The following is a 20517-nucleotide window of genomic DNA, read 5'->3' on the forward strand; positions in this document are numbered from 1 at the left end:
GGCGCTGGCCGTTTCGCGCGGGCCATGTTCGCGTTTGTGCAGCTGTGGGCGTCGGGTGCGGAGCGGCGGATTTTTTCGTGCAGGATCGGCGGCCTGATGCTCGTAAAGCGCGAGCGACTCTGACAGCGGGATGGGAGCAGTGAAGATGAAGGTCAAGACCACGGGTTGGATGAAGGCGAGCTACAGATTCCTCGCAGTGGCCTGTTTGGCCTGCCTGCAGGCTGCGCCTGCGGCGTACGCGAGCGACATCGACTTCGCCGCGCCGTTGAACGGCTGGCGCAACACGAGCGGCGACAGCGAGCGTTATACGCAGGACGTGCACTACCCGGCGGTGTCGGTATCGACGCCGGAAGGGCACTCCAGATTCGCGCTGATCGAAGGGCAGATTCGCAACGCGCCGAAGAAGAAGGGCACCGCGGTGGGCACGCTGGTGGTCGACGGCACGCCGTTGCCGCAGCGCGTGGAAGAGGACGGCAAGTTCTCGCGGCCTTACGCGTTTCCTGCGGGCAGTAACGGCGTGGAACTGCGCGCGCCGGACGGCAGCCGCAAGCGCGTGCAGTTCTACGACGCCTACAGCGGCAAGACCCAGCCGAAGCTGCGCGTGCTGCTCGCGTGGGATACCGACGGCACCGATCTGGATTTGCACGTCGTGTCGCCTGACGGCGCGCATACATGGTACGGCGAGCGCGTTGCGCCGAACGGCGGCGCGCTCGACGTCGACGTGACGACCGGCTACGGACCGGAGATTTATTCGTCCGCGGCGCCGTTGAAGGGCACCTATCTGGTCTATGTGAACTACTACGGCAGCGGCAATAGCGGTGCCGATATGACCGTCGCCCAGGTGACCATCATCACGAACGAGAATACCCCGAACGAAAAGAGCGAAACGATTCGAGTGCCGATGCGCAAGGCGGGTGAATTGACGCTCGTGAAAACGTTTGTGCTGCCGTAATACGGTGGATGGGAGCGCGTAATGATCGTGCTCGTCGGCCTGCGCTTTCTCGCAAGCCGATCCGCACATGCCTGCGCGATGTGACGCAGTTTGCGCAGGGCCGTTTCCAGCCCCGCAGTCGATGTGCGGTGAGCCATGAGGCTCCCGACTCCTTGAGAGCGCAGAGGTGAAAGCCAATGCGTTCAAGGAGTTGCGTGAGTCATGCGCAGGTTGTCCACAGGCTTATGAACGGAATCTGTGGATAGATTGGTCTTGCGGGGCGCAAATGCGTCTCGCGCGCTGGGTGAACTTCAAAGATCGGAGTCCACTTCTCGCGCTTCCACCACATCACGCGTGACCAGCCAATACGGCGGACGGTTGTAGTACTCGTGCACGGTCGTGCCCCATTGCGTATCCGCCATGAAAGGCCAGTTATCCTTATCGAAGCCTGGCGCATTCTTGATCCGGTCGGCGCTTGCATCGAGCACGAAGCACCTGTCGTCCGTGTCGAGCGTGAGCGCGCTCCACGGTATGGCGTGCAGCGTGTTGCCCATGCCGAGAAAACCGCCGGTGGACAACACCGCGTAGGCGATCCGGCCGCCGCGTACGTCGAGCATGATGTCGGAGATTTTGCCGACGTGCTCGCCGTCAGACGACATCACCTTGTTTCCGTCGAGCGTGGATGCCGCCATGACGTCTGGTCCGGGACCGTCACCCATGCCGACTCCAACAATATTTGCGCCCTGCGCGCCGGCGGATGCCGGGACTTGGGGATCGAACGTAGTCATGATGTGCTCCTCGAAAAAGCATACAAAGGAGCGCGCAACGACTATGCCTGTTGCTTGCGGGACGGTGTGAGGGAGCGCATTTTGCCGGTTGCCGCCGCTGCCGGCCGCGCGTGCTATGCGGCTGGAGGGTGGCTGGCAGCGGGATCCACCCTCAGTAGGGTTGTTTCGCTGCTGGCTTGAGAGAGAAAAATGCGCTTGCCGTGTGTAGTAAAGCACGACAAGCGCATTTGCCGACTTAACGGTCGAGGAACGACTTCAGACGGTCTGCGCGGCTCGGATGCATCAGCTTGCGCATGGCCTTGCTCTCGATCTGACGAATCCGCTCACGCGTGACGTCGAACTGTTTGCCGACTTCTTCAAGCGTATGGTCCGACTTCGTGTTGATGCCGTAGCGCATGCGCAGCACCTTCGCTTCGCGCGGCGACAGCGAGTCGAGTGCGTCGTCGATGGCGGCGCGCAAGTCGGCCTGCATGGCCGCGTCGGCCGGCGAGGAAGCTGCCGAGTCTTCGATCATGTCGCCGAGCGTGGCATCGCCGTCGTCGCCGACCGGCGTTTCCATCGACACCGGTTGCTTGGCAATCTTCAGAATGCCGCGCACCTTCTCTTCCGAGAGTTCCATGCGTTCCGCGAGCACGGACGGATGCGCTTCCTGACCGGTCTGCTGCAGGATTTCGCGCGAAATGCGGTTCAGCTTGTTGATCGTTTCGATCATGTGCACCGGCACGCGGATCGTGCGAGCCTGATCCGCGAGCGAACGCGTCACGGCCTGGCGGACCCACCACGTGGCATACGTGGAAAACTTCCAGCCGCGACGGTATTCGAACTTGTCCACGGCCTTCATCAAGCCGATGTTGCCTTCCTGGATCAGGTCGAGGAACAGCATGCCGCGGTTCACGTACTTCTTCGCGATCGAGATCACGAGACGCAGATTCGCCTCGATCATCTCGCTCTTCGCCTTGCGCATCTTCGATTCGGCCGCGACCATCTGGCGGTTGATCTCTTTCAGATGCTTCAGCGGCAGCGAAACCGTGGCTTCGATTTCGATCAGCTTTTGCTGTTCGGACTGAATGGCCGGCAGATGGCGCTCCAGCGCCGCGCCGTAGGCGGACGCACCGCGCGCCGCACGTTCCGTCCAGCCGAGGTCGGCTTCATGACCGGCGAACGACTCGATGAACTTCTCGCGCGGCATGCCGCTCTTCGAAACGACGATTTGCAGAATGTTGCGCTCGATCGCGCGAACTTGCGCGACCTGTTGCTGCACGTCGCCGCACAGGCGGTCGATGGTGCGTGCCGTGAAGCGGATCTTCGCGAGGTGCTGCTGGATCTCTTCGCGCGCGCGCTGATATGCCTTCGAGGTGACGTCGCCGCGCGTGTGCGAGGCGTTCATCTGGTCGGACAACATGCCGACTTGCGCGAAGATTTCGAGGCAGTCGCTGGTGAGCTGCTTCAGGCGTGCTTCGTCTGCTGCCGACGAGTCGGCCGGGCCGTCGTCGTCGTCGCTGTCTTCGTCGTCATCGCTGTCCGTATCCGCGTCGACGTCGGCCGATGCGTCCGCGCTTGCGCTGTCTTCTTCGGCGGCGATCGTGTCTTCATTGAGGCCGTCGACCAGTTCGTCGATGCGCAGCTCGCCGTCGGCAACCTGCTGAGCGCTCGCCAGAATCGCCGAGATCGCGAGCGGGCAAGCGGCGATCGCCTGCACCATTTCGTGCAGGCCGTCTTCGATGCGCTTGGCAATCGCGATTTCACCGGCGCGCGTCAGCAGTTCGGTCGCGCCCATTTCGCGCATGTACATGCGCACCGGGTCGGTCGTGCGGCCGAATTCGGAATCGACGGTCGACAGGGCGACTTCGGTTTCCTCGTCTGCCTGATCGTCCGACACCACGGCGGGGGCGTTCGAGTTGAGCAGCAGCGTTTCCGCATCTGGCGCCTGCTCGTAGACCTGCACGCCCATGTCGTTGAACGCGCTGACAATACTGTCGATCGCGGCCGTTTGCGCGAAGTTGTCGGGCAGATGGTCGTTGATCTGCGCGTGGGTGAGATAGCCCTGTTCCTTGCCCAACTGGATCAGCGCGCGCATCTGGCGCTGACGTTCTTCAGCTTGCTGCGGCGGCAGCTCTGCCGCCACGGGGATCGCTTTGCCGGCGCCCTTGCCCTTGGCCGTACGGCCCGAGGGAGCTTTGGCGGCGTAGCCGGCGGTTTCGTGTTGCGAATCTTCGCGATCAAAAGGGTTCACGTATTCTCCTCTAGAGGCTTCGCTATGAGACGCAAGACGCGACCGTCAGGCGTTTCGAGCATGGCTCAACATCACCTGAGTGACTCAACGCGGTTGTTTGGCTGTGCTCTGGGGAGCAAAAAAGATGAGCCCGCTCGAAGCGGGCCGATAGAAATGTGCGAAATTCGCGCGGCTCGCATTATATACGAGCTTGAGCTTTCGCGCTCATTGTGTGCACATCATTTCATCATGCGCGTTTGTTGCAGGTGCATCCCCAAGCCGCCGGCCGGCTGTAGAGCGGTTGCCGGATCCATGCATCAAGGTGCGTGCATATCGGCTGATTTCAAGCTCCTCACTATAGAGGAACTCAGTCGTCCTCACACGACGGATCATTTCTGCGTCGCTCTCGCTATATGTAGGGGGCGAGTGATTCTGGCGTCGATCGGCGTCGGGTTAAAAGAAAATTCACAAAAGGGGGTTGACGACGTGTCACTCGCTCTCCATAATCTCGTTTCTCTGCTGCTGATGCAGCGACGCAGAACGAAGCGGTGCCGGGTGGTTGTGAGGTTGGCAATTGCGGTGGTGGCGGTTCGGTAGTGAATGCGTACCGATCTTTAAAAATTAACAGCCGATAAGTGTGGGCGCTTGATGCGCGATGCGAGGCGGATCCTTCGGGGTCTGCCGAGAAGCGAAAGTATCAAGTCTCACACAGTAATGAAAGGAAGGTTTGACTGTCGCAAGATGGTTGGATCATTCGTCAGTACGTTGAGTGAGCGACCGGTCTCGGAAGAGACCGAAAAAACAGTAACAGGTTTGAACTGAAGAGTTTGATCCTGGCTCAGATTGAACGCTGGCGGCATGCCTTACACATGCAAGTCGAACGGCAGCACGGGGGCAACCCTGGTGGCGAGTGGCGAACGGGTGAGTAATACATCGGAACGTGTCCTGTAGTGGGGGATAGCCCGGCGAAAGCCGGATTAATACCGCATACGCTCTGCGGAGGAAAGCGGGGGATCTTAGGACCTCGCGCTACAGGGGCGGCCGATGGCAGATTAGCTAGTTGGTGGGGTAAAGGCCTACCAAGGCGACGATCTGTAGCTGGTCTGAGAGGACGACCAGCCACACTGGGACTGAGACACGGCCCAGACTCCTACGGGAGGCAGCAGTGGGGAATTTTGGACAATGGGGGCAACCCTGATCCAGCAATGCCGCGTGTGTGAAGAAGGCCTTCGGGTTGTAAAGCACTTTTGTCCGGAAAGAAATCCTCTGCCCTAATATGGCGGGGGGATGACGGTACCGGAAGAATAAGCACCGGCTAACTACGTGCCAGCAGCCGCGGTAATACGTAGGGTGCAAGCGTTAATCGGAATTACTGGGCGTAAAGCGTGCGCAGGCGGTTCGCTAAGACAGATGTGAAATCCCCGGGCTTAACCTGGGAACTGCATTTGTGACTGGCGGGCTAGAGTATGGCAGAGGGGGGTAGAATTCCACGTGTAGCAGTGAAATGCGTAGAGATGTGGAGGAATACCGATGGCGAAGGCAGCCCCCTGGGCCAATACTGACGCTCATGCACGAAAGCGTGGGGAGCAAACAGGATTAGATACCCTGGTAGTCCACGCCCTAAACGATGTCAACTAGTTGTCGGGTCTTCATTGACTTGGTAACGTAGCTAACGCGTGAAGTTGACCGCCTGGGGAGTACGGTCGCAAGATTAAAACTCAAAGGAATTGACGGGGACCCGCACAAGCGGTGGATGATGTGGATTAATTCGATGCAACGCGAAAAACCTTACCTACCCTTGACATGTATGGAAGTCCGCTGAGAGGTGGATGTGCCCGAAAGGGAGCCATAACACAGGTGCTGCATGGCTGTCGTCAGCTCGTGTCGTGAGATGTTGGGTTAAGTCCCGCAACGAGCGCAACCCTTGTCCCTAGTTGCTACGCAAGAGCACTCCAGGGAGACTGCCGGTGACAAACCGGAGGAAGGTGGGGATGACGTCAAGTCCTCATGGCCCTTATGGGTAGGGCTTCACACGTCATACAATGGTCGGAACAGAGGGTCGCCAACCCGCGAGGGGGAGCCAATCCCAGAAAACCGATCGTAGTCCGGATCGCACTCTGCAACTCGAGTGCGTGAAGCTGGAATCGCTAGTAATCGCGGATCAGCATGCCGCGGTGAATACGTTCCCGGGTCTTGTACACACCGCCCGTCACACCATGGGAGTGGGTTTTACCAGAAGTGGCTAGTCTAACCGCAAGGAGGACGGTCACCACGGTAGGATTCATGACTGGGGTGAAGTCGTAACAAGGTAGCCGTATCGGAAGGTGCGGCTGGATCACCTCCTTTCCCGAGCTGACGTGTCAAACGTTGAGCGCTCACGCTTATCGGCTGTGAAATTGAAGACAGATACGCAGACGGACTCAGGGGTCTGTAGCTCAGTCGGTTAGAGCACCGTCTTGATAAGGCGGGGGTCGATGGTTCGAATCCATCCAGACCCACCACTGATTCTGCGGTGGCTGACCGGTGAACCCCTTGGGATGAAAGCAGATCTGATCTGTGCATGACTGGGGGATTAGCTCAGCTGGGAGAGCACCTGCTTTGCAAGCAGGGGGTCGTCGGTTCGATCCCGTCATCCTCCACCAATCCTCAATGCGTAGCGTTCTGCGAGAGAAGCAGAGCGTTGTGCATTGGCGATTGAGCCAGTCAGAGTGATACGCGGTTATGGCAATCGCGATATCGGCTGTCGTTCTTTAACAATCAGGAAGAAGTAGTAAAGAGATTCACGAAAGGTCACTTAGAGATGGGTGATTGAGTAGGTGAATCAGGGTTGTGATTGTATCAATGTATTTTAAAGGTGATCGAAAGATTGCTTTGGAATACGGCGCAACACGAATACTCAACCTGTAGCGGCATGTGACTCGAGAGAGACACACCCGTTATAGGGTCAAGCGAACAAGTGCATGTGGTGGATGCCTTGGCGATCACAGGCGATGAAGGACGCGGTAGCCTGCGAAAAGCGGTGGGGAGCTGGCAAACGAGCTTTGATCCACCGATATCCGAATGGGGAAACCCGGCCCGTATGGGTCATCCGTAGCTGAATACATAGGCTACGTGAAGCGAACGCGGTGAACTGAAACATCTAAGTAACCGCAGGAAAAGAAATCAACCGAGATTCCCAGAGTAGTGGCGAGCGAAATGGGACCAGCCTGTACTCTTTATCTTCATTGTTAGTCGAAGGCTCTGGAAAGTGCCGCCATAGCAGGTGATAGCCCTGTAGACGAAAACAGCGAGGAAGAACTGGGTGTACGAGAAGTAGGGCGGGACACGTGAAATCCTGTCTGAAGATGGGGGGACCATCCTCCAAGGCTAAATACTCGTGATCGACCGATAGTGAACCAGTACCGTGAGGGAAAGGCGAAAAGAACCCCGGGAGGGGAGTGAAACAGATCCTGAAACCGCATGCATACAAACAGTCGGAGCCTTCGCAAGGGGGTGACGGCGTACCTTTTGTATAATGGGTCAGCGACTTACATTCAGTGGCAAGCTTAACCGATTAGGGCAGGCGTAGCGAAAGCGAGTCCGAACAGGGCGATTCAGTCGCTGGGTGTAGACCCGAAACCAGGTGATCTATCCATGGCCAGGATGAAGGTGCGGTAACACGTACTGGAGGTCCGAACCCACTAACGTTGAAAAGTTAGGGGATGAGCTGTGGATAGGGGTGAAAGGCTAAACAAACCTGGAAATAGCTGGTTCTCTCCGAAAACTATTTAGGTAGTGCCTCGTGTATCACCTTCGGGGGTAGAGCACTGTCATGGTTGTGGGGTCCATTGCGGATTACTACGCCATAGCAAACTCCGAATACCGAAGAGTGCAATCACGGGAGACAGACATCGGGTGCTAACGTCCGGTGTCAAGAGGGAAACAACCCAGACCGCCAGCTAAGGTCCCCAAATATTGCTAAGTGGGAAACGAAGTGGGAAGGCTAAAACAGTCAGGAGGTTGGCTTAGAAGCAGCCATCCTTTAAAGAAAGCGTAATAGCTCACTGATCGAGTCGTCCTGCGCGGAAGATGTAACGGGGCTAAGCAATATACCGAAGCTGCGGATGCACATTTATGTGCATGGTAGGAGAGCGTTCCGTAAGCCTGCGAAGGTGCATTGAAAAGTGTGCTGGAGGTATCGGAAGTGCGAATGCTGACATGAGTAGCGATAAAGGGGGTGAAAGGCCCCCTCGCCGTAAGCCCAAGGTTTCCTACGCAACGTTCATCGGCGTAGGGTGAGTCGGCCCCTAAGGCGAGGCAGAAATGCGTAGCTGATGGGAAGCAGGTTAATATTCCTGCACCATTGTTAAATGCGATGGGGGGACGGATCGCGGAAGGTTGTCCGGGTGTTGGAAGTCCCGGTCCTTGCATTGGAGAAGGCGCTTTGGCAAATCCGGGCGCGGAATTCAAGGGTGCGAGGCCATTCACTTAGGTGAAGAAGCAATCGGAAGTGGTTCCAAGAAAAGCCTCTAAGCTTCAGTTTAACAGGACCGTACCGCAAACCGACACAGGTGGGCGAGATGAGTATTCTAAGGCGCTTGAGAGAACTCGGGAGAAGGAACTCGGCAAATTGGTACCGTAACTTCGGGATAAGGTACGCCCCTGTAGCCTGACTGGCCTGCGCCAGAAGGGTGAAGGGGTTGCAATAAACTGGTGGCTGCGACTGTTTAATAAAAACACAGCACTCTGCAAACACGAAAGTGGACGTATAGGGTGTGACGCCTGCCCGGTGCCGGAAGATTAAATGATGGGGTGCAAGCTCTTGATTGAAGTCCCGGTAAACGGCGGCCGTAACTATAACGGTCCTAAGGTAGCGAAATTCCTTGTCGGGTAAGTTCCGACCTGCACGAATGGCGTAACGATGGCCACACTGTCTCCTCCCGAGACTCAGCGAAGTTGAAGTGTTTGTGATGATGCAATCTCCCCGCGGCTAGACGGAAAGACCCCATGAACCTTTACTGTAGCTTTGCATTGGACTTTGAACCGGTCTGTGTAGGATAGGTGGGAGGCTTTGAAGCGTGGACGCCAGTCTGCGTGGAGCCGCCCTTGAAATACCACCCTGGTTTGTTTGAGGTTCTAACCTTGGTCCGTTATCCGGACTGGGGACAGTGCATGGTAGGCAGTTTGACTGGGGCGGTCTCCTCCCAAAGTGTAACGGAGGAGTACGAAGGTACGCTAGGTACGGTCGGAAATCGTGCTGATAGTGCAATGGCATAAGCGTGCTTAACTGCGAGACCGACAAGTCGAGCAGGTGCGAAAGCAGGTCATAGTGATCCGGTGGTTCTGTATGGAAGGGCCATCGCTCAACGGATAAAAGGTACTCTGGGGATAACAGGCTGATACCGCCCAAGAGTTCATATCGACGGCGGTGTTTGGCACCTCGATGTCGGCTCATCTCATCCTGGGGCTGTAGCCGGTCCCAAGGGTATGGCTGTTCGCCATTTAAAGAGGTACGTGAGCTGGGTTTAAAACGTCGTGAGACAGTTTGGTCCCTATCTGCCGTGGGCGCTGGATATTTGAAGGGGGCTGCTCCTAGTACGAGAGGACCGGAGTGGACGAACCTCTGGTGTACCGGTTGTCACGCCAGTGGCATCGCCGGGTAGCTATGTTCGGAAGAGATAACCGCTGAAAGCATCTAAGCGGGAAACTCGCCTTAAGATGAGATATCCCCGGGGCTTCGAGCCCCTTGAAGGGTCGTTCAAGACCAGGACGTTGATAGGTCAGGTGTGGAAGCGCAGTAATGCGTTAAGCTAACTGATACTAATTGCCCGTAAGGCTTGATCCTATAACAGGTGTGTTTTGTGCCGGTCATGGCGGATGCTTCAGCATTTACCAGGACCCCACCCCCGAAGGGGGCAGGACACCACGCACGGTTGAGATCAGTGTTGTGCCAGAAACAACACAACCCCCCGAATCTCCCTCTGGTGAGCATCACCAGAAACTACTTCTTCCCGATTGGCGGTATTGCCCCATGGGCAGTACGGCAACAAGTCATGCCTGATGACCATAGTGAGTCGGTCCCACCCCTTCCCATCCCGAACAGGACCGTGAAACGACGCCACGCCGATGATAGTGCGGATTACCCGTGTGAAAGTAGGTCATCGTCAGGCTCCCCCGCAGCAGACAGAAACCCCACCCCAAAAAGGTGGGGTTTCTGCGTTTACCAACCCCTCCACACCGCCCTTACAGAACCGGATCAGCGCGAAAACCCGACACGAAGTAAGCGCCCGGTCATCTCATCTTGAGTTGCGTTAAAAGTCTTGGGAGCATCGTGTTCACTTAAATAGGTGGACACGTGAACACTATTGAAGAAGCAGTGGCACCTGGTCGTCGGCGCCGCCGGCGCTACAGCGTCGAGTTCAAGGCTCAGGTTGTGGCAGCTTGCCAGGGGCCCGGGGTATCGCTTGCGGCGATCGCGTTGCACCACAAGTTGAACGCCAATCTGCTTCGACGTTGGGTCGAGCAGGCCGAAACGAACGATTGCGTGCTCGTGGCGCGTAGCGACCTGACAGCGCCATTGGCAACGGCGCCGGCACCGGAATTTGTACCGCTGCCACTTGAGACGCGAGACACGCGTACAGCTGAGATTCGCGTCGAGGTGCGTCGCGCGGACCTGTCGATAACGGTTAGTTGGCCAACCTCGGAGGCAGCGCAATGCGCCGCGTGGCTACGCGAGTGGCTCGCATGATCCGCATTGACCAGGTGTGGCTGGCAGTTGACCCGCTGGACATGCGGGCTGGCTTTGATACGGCACTGGGTCGGGTGATCACCGTGTTCGGCGCCGCGCATCCGCACCATGCTTACCTGTTCGCCAACCGGCGGGCCAACCGCTTGAAGGTTCTGGTTCACGATGGAATTGGCATCTGGCTGGCAGCGCGACGGCTCAATCAGGGGCAGTTCACTTGGCCGCACGCTGGTAGCGAGCCAAAGCAACACGCGCTCACACAGGTGGGGGGCGACAATGAGTACGTCCGGTGTACCGACATTCATCTTGGCCGGTAGTGATGAGTCGGAGGCGGCGTAGCCGCCGAAGACGAGGAACTGCCGGCGGCGCCGGATCGGCGGGGCTTAGGATGGCTGACTGAATCTAAAAAGAGGCGGTCAGCCCATGTCTGGAAGCCGCATCACCGACCAGCAGGTCCGCCTCTATATGAACCATCGCAAACACCATCCGCAGAAGCTCGCTGCGGCGAAGTCAGGCATGAGCGAGCGCACGGCGCGGCGTGTCGAACACGAAGCCGGACTACCGTCACAGCAGCCGCGGCGCTACTGGCGCTCGCGCCCAGATCCGTTCGCCGATGTCTGGGAGAGCGAAGTGGTCCCATTGCTACGCGCTGCGCCAAAGCTGAAGGCGATCACTCTGCTGCGTAAATTGCAGGAGGACCATCCCGAGCGCTTTCCGGACAGCATGCGGCGCACGTTTGAGCGACATGTCAGCCAGTGGCGCGCGCTCGAAGGGCCGAACCAGGAAGTGTTCTTCCCTCAAACATATCAGCCCGGCGCACGAGGCCTGTCGGACTTCACGCACATGGGCAAGCTGTGCGTAACGATTGGCGGGATCCCGTTCAACCACCTGCTGTATCACTTCGTGCTGGCGTTCTCGCGCTGGGAGTACGCCAGCGTGGTCGATGGCGGGGAGAGCTTCCAGGCGCTCGCGACGGGATTGCAGAACGCGCTGTGGCAGGCTGGCGGCTGCCCACGCGAACATCGCTCCGACAGCCTGTCGGCGGCCTTCAGGAACCTGCAGGAAGAGGAAGACTTCACAGTTCGCTATGCGGCTCTACTCGAGCACTACGGGATGGAAGGCACGCGCAACAACCGTGGCATGGGTCATGAGAATGGCAGCGTCGAGTCCTCGCATCGCTATCTGAAGGATCAGCTCGATCAGGCCCTGGAGTTGCGAGGTCATCGCGACTTCGCGGACCGCGCCGCGTACGACGAGTTCGTGCGCGGAGTGGTAATGCGCCGCAACCGGCGCAATGCAGCAGCGTTCCAGATCGAGCGCGAACACCTGCTGGACCTGCCTGAGCACCGTACCACCGACTTCGTTGAGGAAGAGGCGCGCGTGACCCGCTGCGGCACGTTCACCGTGCGTTGCGTCCTGTACAGCGCGCCGTCGCGGCTGATCGGTCATCGCCTGAAGGTACGCCTCTACAGTGACCGGCTCGATTGCTATCTGTCTGGCGCGCTCGTGCACAGCACAGCGAGAGCCACGCACACGAGCAAACGGCGCGGTCGCGGCATCGACTACCGGCACTTCATCGAATCACTCAAACGCAAGCCGCAGGCCTTCAGGGGCCTCGCGTTCCGTGACGATCTGTTTCCGCGTGAAGCCTACCGGCGGACCTGGGAGCGGCTCGAGGTAGCACTGACGCCGCGCAGCGCATGCAAGACCATGGTGGGGCTGCTCGAGCTGGCAGGAAACCACGGCGTCGAGGCGCAACTGGCGCAGAGGCTCGATGCATTGCTCGAACTCGGTGAACTGCCCGACCTGAAGGCGCTGTTCGATGAGTTCGCGCCGCGCCAGGCCGAGTGTCCGGTGGTTGTCGTTGACATGCCGTCCGCCGCGCTCTATGACACGTTGCTCGATGAGGAGGTGCTCGCATGAACGCCGCCTACGATGCAGGCCGTATCGCGCTGATGCTCAACGAATTGCGCCTGCCAACCATCGGCCGGTTGTGGCCGGACTTCGCCGATCGCTCAGACAAGGAAAGCTGGCAGGCCTCCCGGTTACTCGGTGCATTGCTCGAACATGAACTCGCCGAGCGGGCCAAACGCAGAATCGAGCGTCATCGCACCGAGTCGCATCTGGATCCGACCAAGACGCTCGCCACCTTCGACTTCGGCGTTGTGCCCATGGTCTCGAAGGCGCATGTGATGGCGCTGGCCACCGGCGATTCGTGGCTTGAGAAAGGCGCCACGATCCTCCTGTTCGGCCCACCCGGCGGCGGGAAAAGTCACTTGGGATCCGCCATCGGCCATGCACTCATCGACGCTGGCTACCGCGTATTGTTCACGCGCACCGGCGAAATCGTGCAGAAGCTCCAGGTCGCGCGTCAGAGTCTGCAACTGCCTTCGGCGCTCGCGAAGCTCGACCGGTTCGACCTGATCATCCTCGATGACCTGTCGTATGTGCGAAAGGACCAGGCGGAAACCAGCGTGTTGTTCGAGCTGATCGCCGAGCGGTATGAGCGCAAAAGTCTTCTGATAACGGCCAATCAGCCGTTCTCGGGCTGGAATGATGTCTTCCCTGACCCCGGCATGACGGTGGCCGCCATCGACCGGCTGGTCCATCACTCGACGATCTTCGAGCTGAACGTCGAAAGCTACCGGCGCCGCAAAGCCAGCGACAAACAGAAGGAGCGACGCCGTCAATTACCCACTGACAACCCGAACGGAGCGACAACCATGGCCAGCTAAACAGCGACAATCACCTCGGCCGACCGGCGCATTGACTCATCAGAATTGCAACTCGCGCTGACCTGTTGCCTCACGTAGTTTGCTACCGGTCGGATTGTCCGGCGGGAGCGGCTCGAGGTGACGAGGCAAATCAGCATGACGGCACGCAAGGAGTTGGTTGCAGCATTGCAGTTGCGATATAGCGGCGCGACGTTCGGTGAGCGGAGCAGAATCCTCGACGAGTTCGTGGCTTTGACGGGGTATCACCGCAAGCACGCCATCCGGGTGCTGCGTGAGAACCCGGGCGCGATAAAAGGGCCGCGCGAGCGCAACCGGCTATACGACGAGGCGGTGCGTCAGGCGTTAACGATGCTGTGGGAAGCGGCCGACCGAATTTGCGGCAAGCGCCTGAAGGCGTTGATTCCAAAGCTGGTTGATGCCATGGAACGGCACGGCCATCTCGACATGGATCCGGTCATCAGGGCCAAGCTACTCCAGGTCAGTGCGGCGACCATCGATCGCATGCTGGCCAATGCGCGTTTGCATATCGATGGGCAGCGCAAACGCCGCAAGGGTGTGGGCTCCGCCATCCGGCGCAGTATCCCGGTGCGTACCTTTGCCGACTGGCGCGATCCGCCGCCGGGCTTCTTCGAGATCGACATGGTCGAACACTGCGGCGGCACAAAGGTAGACGGCGAGTTCGTCCACACGCTGACGTTGACCGATATCGCCAGCGGCTGGACAGAATGTGTGGCCATGCGTCGGCGTAACCAGGTACTGGTTATAGAAGCGTTCGACAAGGTGGCGGCCGATCTGCCATTCGCGATGCTTGGAGTGGATTCGGATAACGACACCGCATTCATGAACCAGAACGTCTTCGACTATTGCAAGGAGCACGGTCTTGAGCAGACCCGCTCGCGGGCCTACAAGAAAAACGATCAGGCTTGGGTGGAGCAGAAGAACGGCTCCGTCGTGCGGCGACTGGTCGGTTATGGCCGACTGAGCGGCACAGATGCAAGGAACGCGCTCGCGCAGCTATACGCGTCATCGCGTCTATACATTAACTTCTTCCAGCCTTCATTCAAGCTGAAGTCCAAGACGCGCGACGGCGCTCGTGTGCACAAGGCCTACTTAACGCCGGCGACGCCGTGCGACCGGCTTCTGGCCCACGACAGCATCGACCTCACCATCAAGGAGAAACTGAAGGCTCAGTTCGATGGTGTCGACCCCGTGCAGCTGCTGCAGGAGATACGGGTGGCCCAGCAGACATTGAGCGAATTCGCGGCCCACGGCGTGCGTGTCGAAGCAGTACCCGAGGAAGAGCCAGACGTTGCAGTGTTCCTCACGAGTCTCGCTTCGGCATGGAAAGAAGGTGAAGCACGTCCGACACATCGGAAGCAGCCCAAGGCAAAGCACTGGTGGAGAAGCCGGGTCGATCCGTTTGCCGACGCATGGCCGGTGATTGAAGGATGGCTCGTCGCCGAGCCCGGTGTTCAGTCCAGGGAGCTAATGAACCGACTGGCCACGATGGTGCCGGATGCGTATGCGAGCAAGGCGCAGCTACGAACGCTGCAACGCAGGGTCAAGGCATGGCGAGCCGAGCGTGTGAGGGAAATGGTTCTAGGAAACACGGGCAGGTCCGCCGACGCGTCAGCTGAAGTGTGAAACGCAAAACCTGAAAGTTGCCGGGGGCCGGGCGCTCCGCGCCCGGGAAACCAGGAAAGAAAGAAAAAAGAAGACGGAACGACAACAACCCCTCGGGTAACATTCCTTCTTGAGGCAACACGTCGGTCAAGATGAATGTCGGTAAACCGGACCTTCTGCTTGACGCTGTCCACACAGGAACAACTGGCCGGCCTGGTGGTGGGTTTGCCATGGCAGCGCATCGGCGCGGACGGTGTGATCCGTGTCATTTGAAGACGCCAGGGACGTAAACTGTCGCGCTTTCGCGCTCTCCGGGGTTCTGGCAGACTCGTCTGCATGGACCTGCCAGCCGACCTCAACGCTCTTAGCCCGGAACAGTTGCGTGCGCTCGCCACACAACTGATTGCGCGCGTCGAAGACAGAGACCGGGAGATCGAGGAGAAGACCCGGGAGGTCGGTGAGAAGGAGCGTGAGCTACGCTACCGGCAGACCCGGATCGACCAGTTGACCCACGAGATATCTATTCTCAGACGTTACCAGTTCGGCAGGCGTAGCGAGCAGCTCAGCAGCGATCAGATGAACCTGCTGGATGAGGCGATTGACGCGGATCTCGCCGCCATTGAAGTTGAGCTCGAGCAACTTCAGCCGCAAGCCGCAGCCGAGTCGCTACCCCAGCAGCCGAAGCGCGCAGCGCTGCCGGCGCAACTGCCGCGCACAGAGATAAGACACGAACCGGAGAGCACCGCATGCCAGTGTGGCTGCGAGCGCGTGCGCATTGGCGAGGACATCAGTGAGAAGCTGGACTACACGCCGGGCGTGTTCACCGTGGAGCGGCATATCCGCGGCAAGTGGGTGTGCAGAAACTGCGAAACACTGATTCAGGCCGCGGTGCCTGCGCACATCATCGACAAGGGCATTCCGACCGCGGGACTGCTGGCGTCAGTGCTGGTTGCCAAATACGCTGACCACCTTCCCCTGTATCGTCAGGAGCAGATCTTTGCGCGGGCGGGCGTCGCGATACCGCGATCGACATTGGGCGCATGGGTCGGTACGTGCGGCGTGCAACTACAACCGCTGGTCGACGCGCTGCATGAGGAAATCCTGCAACAGGGTGTGCTGCATGCGGATGAGACGCCGGTACAGATGCTCAGCCCCGGCAAAGGCAAGACACATCGTGCGTATCTGTGGGCGTATACGCCGACGCTCTACAGTGAGCTGCGCGCCGTGGTCTACGACTTCGCCGACAGCCGAGCAGGCGAACATGCCCGAGCGTTCCTCGCCGGCTGGCAGGGCAAGCTGGTATGCGACGACTACAGTGGGTACAAGGCTGGATTCCACCAGGGCATCACTGAAATCGGATGTGCGGCGCACGCGAGACGCAAGTTCTTCGATCTGCACACCAATCACACCAGTCAGATCGCCGCGCAGGCGCTGCCGTTCTTCGCTGCGCTTTACGACATCGAGCGCGACGCTGCAGTGCTGCAAGCCGAGGAACGCCACAAGCTTCGACAGAGTCGGGCCAAGCCGGTCTGCGACGCACTTCACGAATGGATGATGGCGCAGCGTAAGCTGGTGTCGGAAGGTTCGGCAATTGCCAAAGCACTGGATTACAGTCTTAAACGATGGGATGCGCTGACCCGCTATCTCGATGACGGTCATGTGCCTATAGATAACAACTGGGTCGAAAACCAGATACGTCCGTGGGCCATCGGCAGGTCGAACTGGTTGTTCGCGGGTTCGCTTCGAGCCGGTCAACGAGCCGCAGCCATCATGAGTCTGCTACGTTCGGCGCAACTCAACGGGCACGAACCACACGCCTATCTGAAAGACGTCCTGACGCGACTGCCATCCCACCAGGCTAACGATATCGCAGCCTTGCTGCCCCATCGCTGGCAGCCAGCGGATCCTACCCGCTAGTTCAATTCGTTAAGATGGGTTTGCCGGCCGCTTACGACACGAATCCGACACGAACAACCCGACCTGCTCCGCTACCCGCGTCCAGCAACCGCTACGGCGCAATTCACCCGCGGCATTCCGCTCTCCGCCCACTCCGCGCCGCTGCCGTACTCACGCACAGCCAGCGGCGCCCAGCATCAGATCTGCCCCATGACTTACTGCGCCGCGATATCCGCGCGGCGCCTTCCCAGTACACCGCACCCGTCGACTGGCATGCATCGACAGATCCGCCCGCCGATCGGCCTAAGCCCGCTTGCGCACGGGAGTCTGATGCGACATGCCAGCGGTAAATCGATCAAGCCGCTCGCTCGCGTCTGTGACTGCCCAAAGGGGCGCACTATGCAACTGCTGATCGTAGTTCGTCGCGATCGTCGCAAAAAGCGAGAATCCCGCCTCGTCCAGACTCCACTTGCCGGTCTCACGGCCGATATCGAACACGGACGACACAGTGCATTCTGCCGTACTCAATTGTTCGGCGGTGGCTGAGCCGAAGCCCGACTCAGCCAAGAAGCCGGTCAACAGCATGATTTGTGTGAGTATTTGTGCGTCGGTCATGCTGCCGGCGCCGCGGCGCAAGGCGTCGAGCGCCAGATGGACCCGAAGCGCGAGGTCGTCGGCGGTCCGCCGGGCGATCGGCAACAGCATGGCCTTGGCATGCCGAGCACGTGCAATGCCTGTATTGCGAGATAACGGGATAGGTTGTGCCATGAAGGTCCAATGTTTGCGCCTGTGCAGATGCAATAACGGCGCGGCCCGAAAAAGATTGAGCCCTCGCTATGCATTCAATCGGCGGACCGATTGGACCTCCGTTTGATGGCTGCCTTCGCCACGGTTCTCCCTCGCGAGGACCGGTGCGCTCGTTCCCTCTGCTCGAGTGCGCGATGCCTTTCGCTATTTCCACATGCTGTCGTGCGTCTCATAGACCTGAACCTCGCGTTGTCTGTACGTCGCACCGATGCGGCGAGCAAGCCGCGCGCCCTAATACTGCACCTAAGGCTGTATGCCAGATGCATCGAACGATTCACACATCCATTCGGTAGAGAAAAAACCGCGATCCGCACAAGCAACATCCCAGCCATCCGACGGAACTGCCTCGACATGCAATGCGCAACCCACAACGCCTGCGGCCGCCATCAAATCCCGCCTCACTCGTCATCACCCTTCTCCGTTGGCGAGACGCTTCGCGCCCGCACCCGTCGACGAATCTCCGAATCCAGGATCAGGCGTCCACGCAGTTTTCCCTTCATCCGCTTCACATAGCGCGGCGCTTCGGTCATGTGGATCACCATCAACTCGCGCACTTTCTCCGCGTTGCGCTCACGCGCTGCTTTCGTAATCGCTTTGTGAATCTTGACGTTTGCCTGACCGAACCGCTCATGTTCGGCTTGCGGCGTATCGTTACGAAACTCGATGAGCTGCCGGATCATTTCGTTGATCAACTCGCAACTGAAGCGCAGGAACGGGTTCGGATTCGCTGCCGCGAGGATGTCGTGGAAATTCACGTCTTCCTGACGTTGCCGCACGATGTCCTGCCCGCCATGTGACGAAGCCGGCCGATCGCAACATGCAATGCTCGCGTCGAGCGCCTCGAAGTCCTGCTCCGTCAGATACGGTACGGCCCCGGCCGCGAGTTCCGGCTCCAGCAGTTTGCGCACGGTGTAGATGTCGTCGATCGATACGTCCTTGAAGAATAGATAGTTCTGCAGAAGTTGCAAGGTGCGATCGAGCGGCACCTCCACCACCATGCCGCCGCCGCTCGGGCCGGTGGTCACTTTGATGAGCCCTTGCACTTCGAGCGATTTCAGCGCCTCGCGGATCGTGCTTTTGCTCACCGAAAAGAGTTGCTGCAACTCCACCTCGCGCGGCAGGCGGTCGCCTGGCTTCAGGTCTTTCTCGGTGATGAGCCGCTTGATTTCCTCCGCGACCAGATCGCCGCGTTTCTGCTGCTTGATCTCAATCGCGGCGCCAGCCTTGGCGCGGTCCATGGCCATATTCGATGCTCCCAGTTTGTCCTGCACGATCTTCGTTTGATCCGCCGGCGCCTTCGCAGCACAGAAGGCCGCCTCATGCTGCCAGGAATTTTGCCTTATTGACACTCGAATTTATTGTACCTACGATCGAGTCCAACCTATTTATCATGATAAATAGAACAAAGCCTGTGAGGTGGAAAACTTCACGGCGGCCAGCAAGCTCGAGTACTCGTTCGCGCAGTGTGCGCAGTTTCGTAGTCGGTCAGTGCGTGTCTCTTTCCTAAGGAGCGTCATTTTGAATCGCCGAAATATGTTGAAGCTGGCCGCGTTGTCGGCCGTTCCGGGGGCGTTGGGTTCGCTGGTCGCGCGAAGCGCGTTCGCGCAGGCCGGCACCTTGCAGTTCGCCTGTCCGGTGCCGATGTCCGGTCCGTTCGCGGCAAACGGCAAATACGCCGACCTCGGCATGAAGCTCGCTATCGAGCAGTACGGCAAGGTGTTGGGTCAACCGCTCGCATACACGGTACTCGACACGGAAGGCAAGCCGGCAACCGCAGTGCGCCGTGTGCAGGAAATCGCGCAGCAGAAGAATGCACGCTTCTTTGCGGGCGGTATTCTGTCTTCCGAAGCATTGGCAATGGGCAAGGAAGTGCAGAAAGCCGGCGGCATTTTCATCACCACGGCAGGCGCGGATGAAATCACAGGCAAGGACTGCAACGACGCCACATTCCGCTGGTCGGTGCCGACCTACGGCGCGATCGAGCAGACGGTGCGTCCGCTGATCCAGACGCTGCCCAAGGCAAAGCGCTGGTACACCATCACACCGCAATACGTGTTCGGCGACGGCTTGTTGTCGGCCGCCAAGGCGATCTTCAAAGAGAAGGGTATCGAGCACGTGGGTAACAGCTACCACTCGCTCAATGAGAAAGAGTTCAGCGGCTATCTGACGAACGCAGTTGCCGCAAAGCCCGACGTTCTGCTGATTCTGAACTTTGGCTCGCAGTCGTCCGACACGTTGCGCCAGGCCGTGAGCTTCGGCATGAAGAACAACTGCACGATTCTGATGGCGTGGGCGTCCGGACTCGAGCAATTCGAATCGCTTGGCGCGGACCTTTGCGAAGGCGTGTATTTCGGCGCGCAGTATTGGCACGACATCGATTCGCCGCTCAACCGCGATCTTGTCAAACGCACGAACGCCGCATTCAAGGCGAATCCCAACTACAGCCTCGCGGGCTCCTATATTTGCACGAAGATCCTGCTGGACGGCATTGTGAAAGCGGGCAATGTCGATCCGAAGAAGGTGATCGCAGCACTTGAAGGCATGAAATACGACGGTTTGACTGGCCCGGAGGAGGTCCGCAAAGGGGACCACCAGGTACTGAAGAACTATTATCTGTTGAAGGGCAAGGCGAAGAACAAGATGAAAAACGCCGACGATTACGCGGATATCGTGAGTTCCGGCCAATCGTTCCTGCCGCTCGACAAGACCGGCTGCAAGATGGCTTGACGTCTGCATGCCGCACGCGAGCGCGGCCTGCACATCGCGCACGCACAACGCACACGCCCACGCGGCACTGCAGC

The 20517-nt window shown here is 59.0% G+C and carries 12 protein-coding genes, 2 tRNA genes and 3 rRNA genes; 13 read left to right on the forward strand and 4 right to left on the reverse strand.

The window, feature by feature from the left end; translation table 11 throughout:
- Positions 1-145 precede the first annotated feature (145 nt).
- Entirely contained in the window at positions 146-952 is an 807-nt protein-coding gene (locus tag PDMSB3_RS22525) for a YfaP family protein (protein WP_007176151.1), read from the forward strand.
- Positions 953-1242: 290 nt separating this feature from the next.
- Here the strand turns inward: PDMSB3_RS22525 and PDMSB3_RS22530 are convergent, their stop codons facing one another.
- Together PDMSB3_RS22530 and rpoD are read right to left on the reverse strand one after the other, a co-directional pair.
- Positions 1243-1719, reverse strand: coding sequence for a PRC-barrel domain-containing protein (locus tag PDMSB3_RS22530; protein WP_007176152.1), 477 nt, complete (start codon positions 1717-1719; stop codon positions 1243-1245).
- A 235-nt stretch (positions 1720-1954) separates the two neighbouring features.
- Complete coding sequence (rpoD, locus tag PDMSB3_RS22535) at positions 1955-3952, reverse strand: RNA polymerase sigma factor RpoD (protein WP_007176153.1); 1998 nt, start codon at positions 3950-3952, stop codon at positions 1955-1957.
- Between the two features lie 794 nt (positions 3953-4746).
- On the opposite strand from rpoD, the gene PDMSB3_RS22540 reads away from it, so the two are divergent.
- The 11 genes from PDMSB3_RS22540 (at position 4747) to tnpC (ending at position 16930) form a co-directional block, all read left to right on the forward strand.
- A 16S ribosomal RNA gene (locus PDMSB3_RS22540) occupies positions 4747-6277 on the forward strand.
- Between the two features lie 78 nt (positions 6278-6355).
- Positions 6356-6432, forward strand: a tRNA-Ile gene (locus PDMSB3_RS22545).
- 65 nt (positions 6433-6497) lie between these two features.
- Positions 6498-6573: transfer RNA gene (locus tag PDMSB3_RS22550), tRNA-Ala, on the forward strand.
- 300 nt (positions 6574-6873) lie between these two features.
- Positions 6874-9755, forward strand: a 23S ribosomal RNA gene (locus PDMSB3_RS22555).
- 211 nt (positions 9756-9966) lie between these two features.
- Positions 9967-10080, forward strand: a 5S ribosomal RNA gene (gene rrf / locus PDMSB3_RS22560).
- The 16S, 23S and 5S rRNA genes sit together here with 2 tRNA genes alongside, the layout of an rRNA operon.
- Positions 10081-10286: 206 nt before the next feature.
- Complete coding sequence (gene tnpA / locus PDMSB3_RS22565; protein WP_085954206.1) at positions 10287-10658, forward strand: IS66-like element accessory protein TnpA; 372 nt, start codon at positions 10287-10289, stop codon at positions 10656-10658.
- Positions 10655-10972, forward strand: a complete 318-nt coding sequence (gene tnpB / locus PDMSB3_RS22570; protein ID WP_165187783.1) for an IS66 family insertion sequence element accessory protein TnpB — start codon at positions 10655-10657, stop codon at positions 10970-10972. Before tnpA ends, tnpB begins: the two co-directional genes overlap by 4 nt.
- Before the next feature lie 106 nt (positions 10973-11078).
- Complete coding sequence (istA, locus tag PDMSB3_RS22575) at positions 11079-12578, forward strand: IS21 family transposase (protein WP_007178553.1); 1500 nt, start codon at positions 11079-11081, stop codon at positions 12576-12578.
- The gene (gene istB, locus PDMSB3_RS22580; protein ID WP_165187785.1) at positions 12575-13390 is read left to right on the forward strand and encodes an IS21-like element helper ATPase IstB; all 816 of its coding nucleotides are present in this window, start codon (positions 12575-12577) and stop codon (positions 13388-13390) included. Before istA ends, istB begins: the two co-directional genes overlap by 4 nt.
- Before the next feature lie 135 nt (positions 13391-13525).
- On the forward strand, positions 13526-15034 hold the full coding sequence (locus tag PDMSB3_RS22585) for an ISNCY family transposase (protein WP_007179840.1): 1509 nt from the start codon (positions 13526-13528) through the stop codon (positions 15032-15034).
- A gap of 315 nt (positions 15035-15349) precedes the next feature.
- Positions 15350-16930, forward strand: a complete 1581-nt coding sequence (tnpC, locus tag PDMSB3_RS22590) for an IS66 family transposase (RefSeq protein WP_007182619.1) — start codon at positions 15350-15352, stop codon at positions 16928-16930.
- Between the two features lie 282 nt (positions 16931-17212).
- On the opposite strand, the gene PDMSB3_RS22595 is transcribed toward tnpC, so the two are convergent.
- Both PDMSB3_RS22595 and PDMSB3_RS22600 read right to left on the reverse strand, forming a co-directional pair.
- Positions 17213-17677, reverse strand: coding sequence for a hypothetical protein (locus tag PDMSB3_RS22595; RefSeq protein ID WP_035516424.1), 465 nt, complete (start codon positions 17675-17677; stop codon positions 17213-17215).
- Positions 17678-18114: 437 nt separating this feature from the next.
- On the reverse strand, positions 18115-18960 hold the full coding sequence (locus PDMSB3_RS22600; protein ID WP_007176155.1) for a FadR/GntR family transcriptional regulator: 846 nt from the start codon (positions 18958-18960) through the stop codon (positions 18115-18117).
- 274 nt (positions 18961-19234) lie between these two features.
- On the opposite strand from PDMSB3_RS22600, the gene PDMSB3_RS22605 reads away from it, so the two are divergent.
- Positions 19235-20443, forward strand: coding sequence for an ABC transporter substrate-binding protein (locus PDMSB3_RS22605; protein WP_007176156.1), 1209 nt, complete (start codon positions 19235-19237; stop codon positions 20441-20443).
- Positions 20444-20517: the final 74 nt, after the last annotated feature.

Origin of the sequence: Paraburkholderia dioscoreae (genome assembly GCF_902459535.1) — a bacterium.
GTDB classification, from domain to species: Bacteria; Pseudomonadota; Gammaproteobacteria; order Burkholderiales; family Burkholderiaceae; genus Paraburkholderia; species Paraburkholderia dioscoreae.

Excerpts from the sequence above, each read along its gene's own strand:
- PDMSB3_RS22530 (WP_007176152.1), bottom strand. The coding sequence starts at position 1,719 with ATGACTACGTTCGATCCCCAAGTCCCGGCATCCGCCGGCGCGCAGGGC.
- istA (WP_007178553.1), top strand. The coding sequence starts at position 11,079 with ATGTCTGGAAGCCGCATCACCGACCAGCAGGTCCGCCTCTATATGAAC.
- PDMSB3_RS22525 (WP_007176151.1), top strand. The coding sequence starts at position 146 with ATGAAGGTCAAGACCACGGGTTGGATGAAGGCGAGCTACAGATTCCTC.
- PDMSB3_RS22595 (WP_035516424.1), bottom strand. The coding sequence starts at position 17,677 with ATGGCACAACCTATCCCGTTATCTCGCAATACAGGCATTGCACGTGCT.
- tnpC (WP_007182619.1), top strand. The coding sequence starts at position 15,350 with ATGGACCTGCCAGCCGACCTCAACGCTCTTAGCCCGGAACAGTTGCGT.
- istB (WP_165187785.1), top strand. The coding sequence starts at position 12,575 with ATGAACGCCGCCTACGATGCAGGCCGTATCGCGCTGATGCTCAACGAA.
- PDMSB3_RS22585 (WP_007179840.1), top strand. The coding sequence starts at position 13,526 with ATGACGGCACGCAAGGAGTTGGTTGCAGCATTGCAGTTGCGATATAGC.
- tnpB (WP_165187783.1), top strand. The coding sequence starts at position 10,655 with ATGATCCGCATTGACCAGGTGTGGCTGGCAGTTGACCCGCTGGACATG.
- PDMSB3_RS22600 (WP_007176155.1), bottom strand. The coding sequence starts at position 18,960 with ATGGCCATGGACCGCGCCAAGGCTGGCGCCGCGATTGAGATCAAGCAG.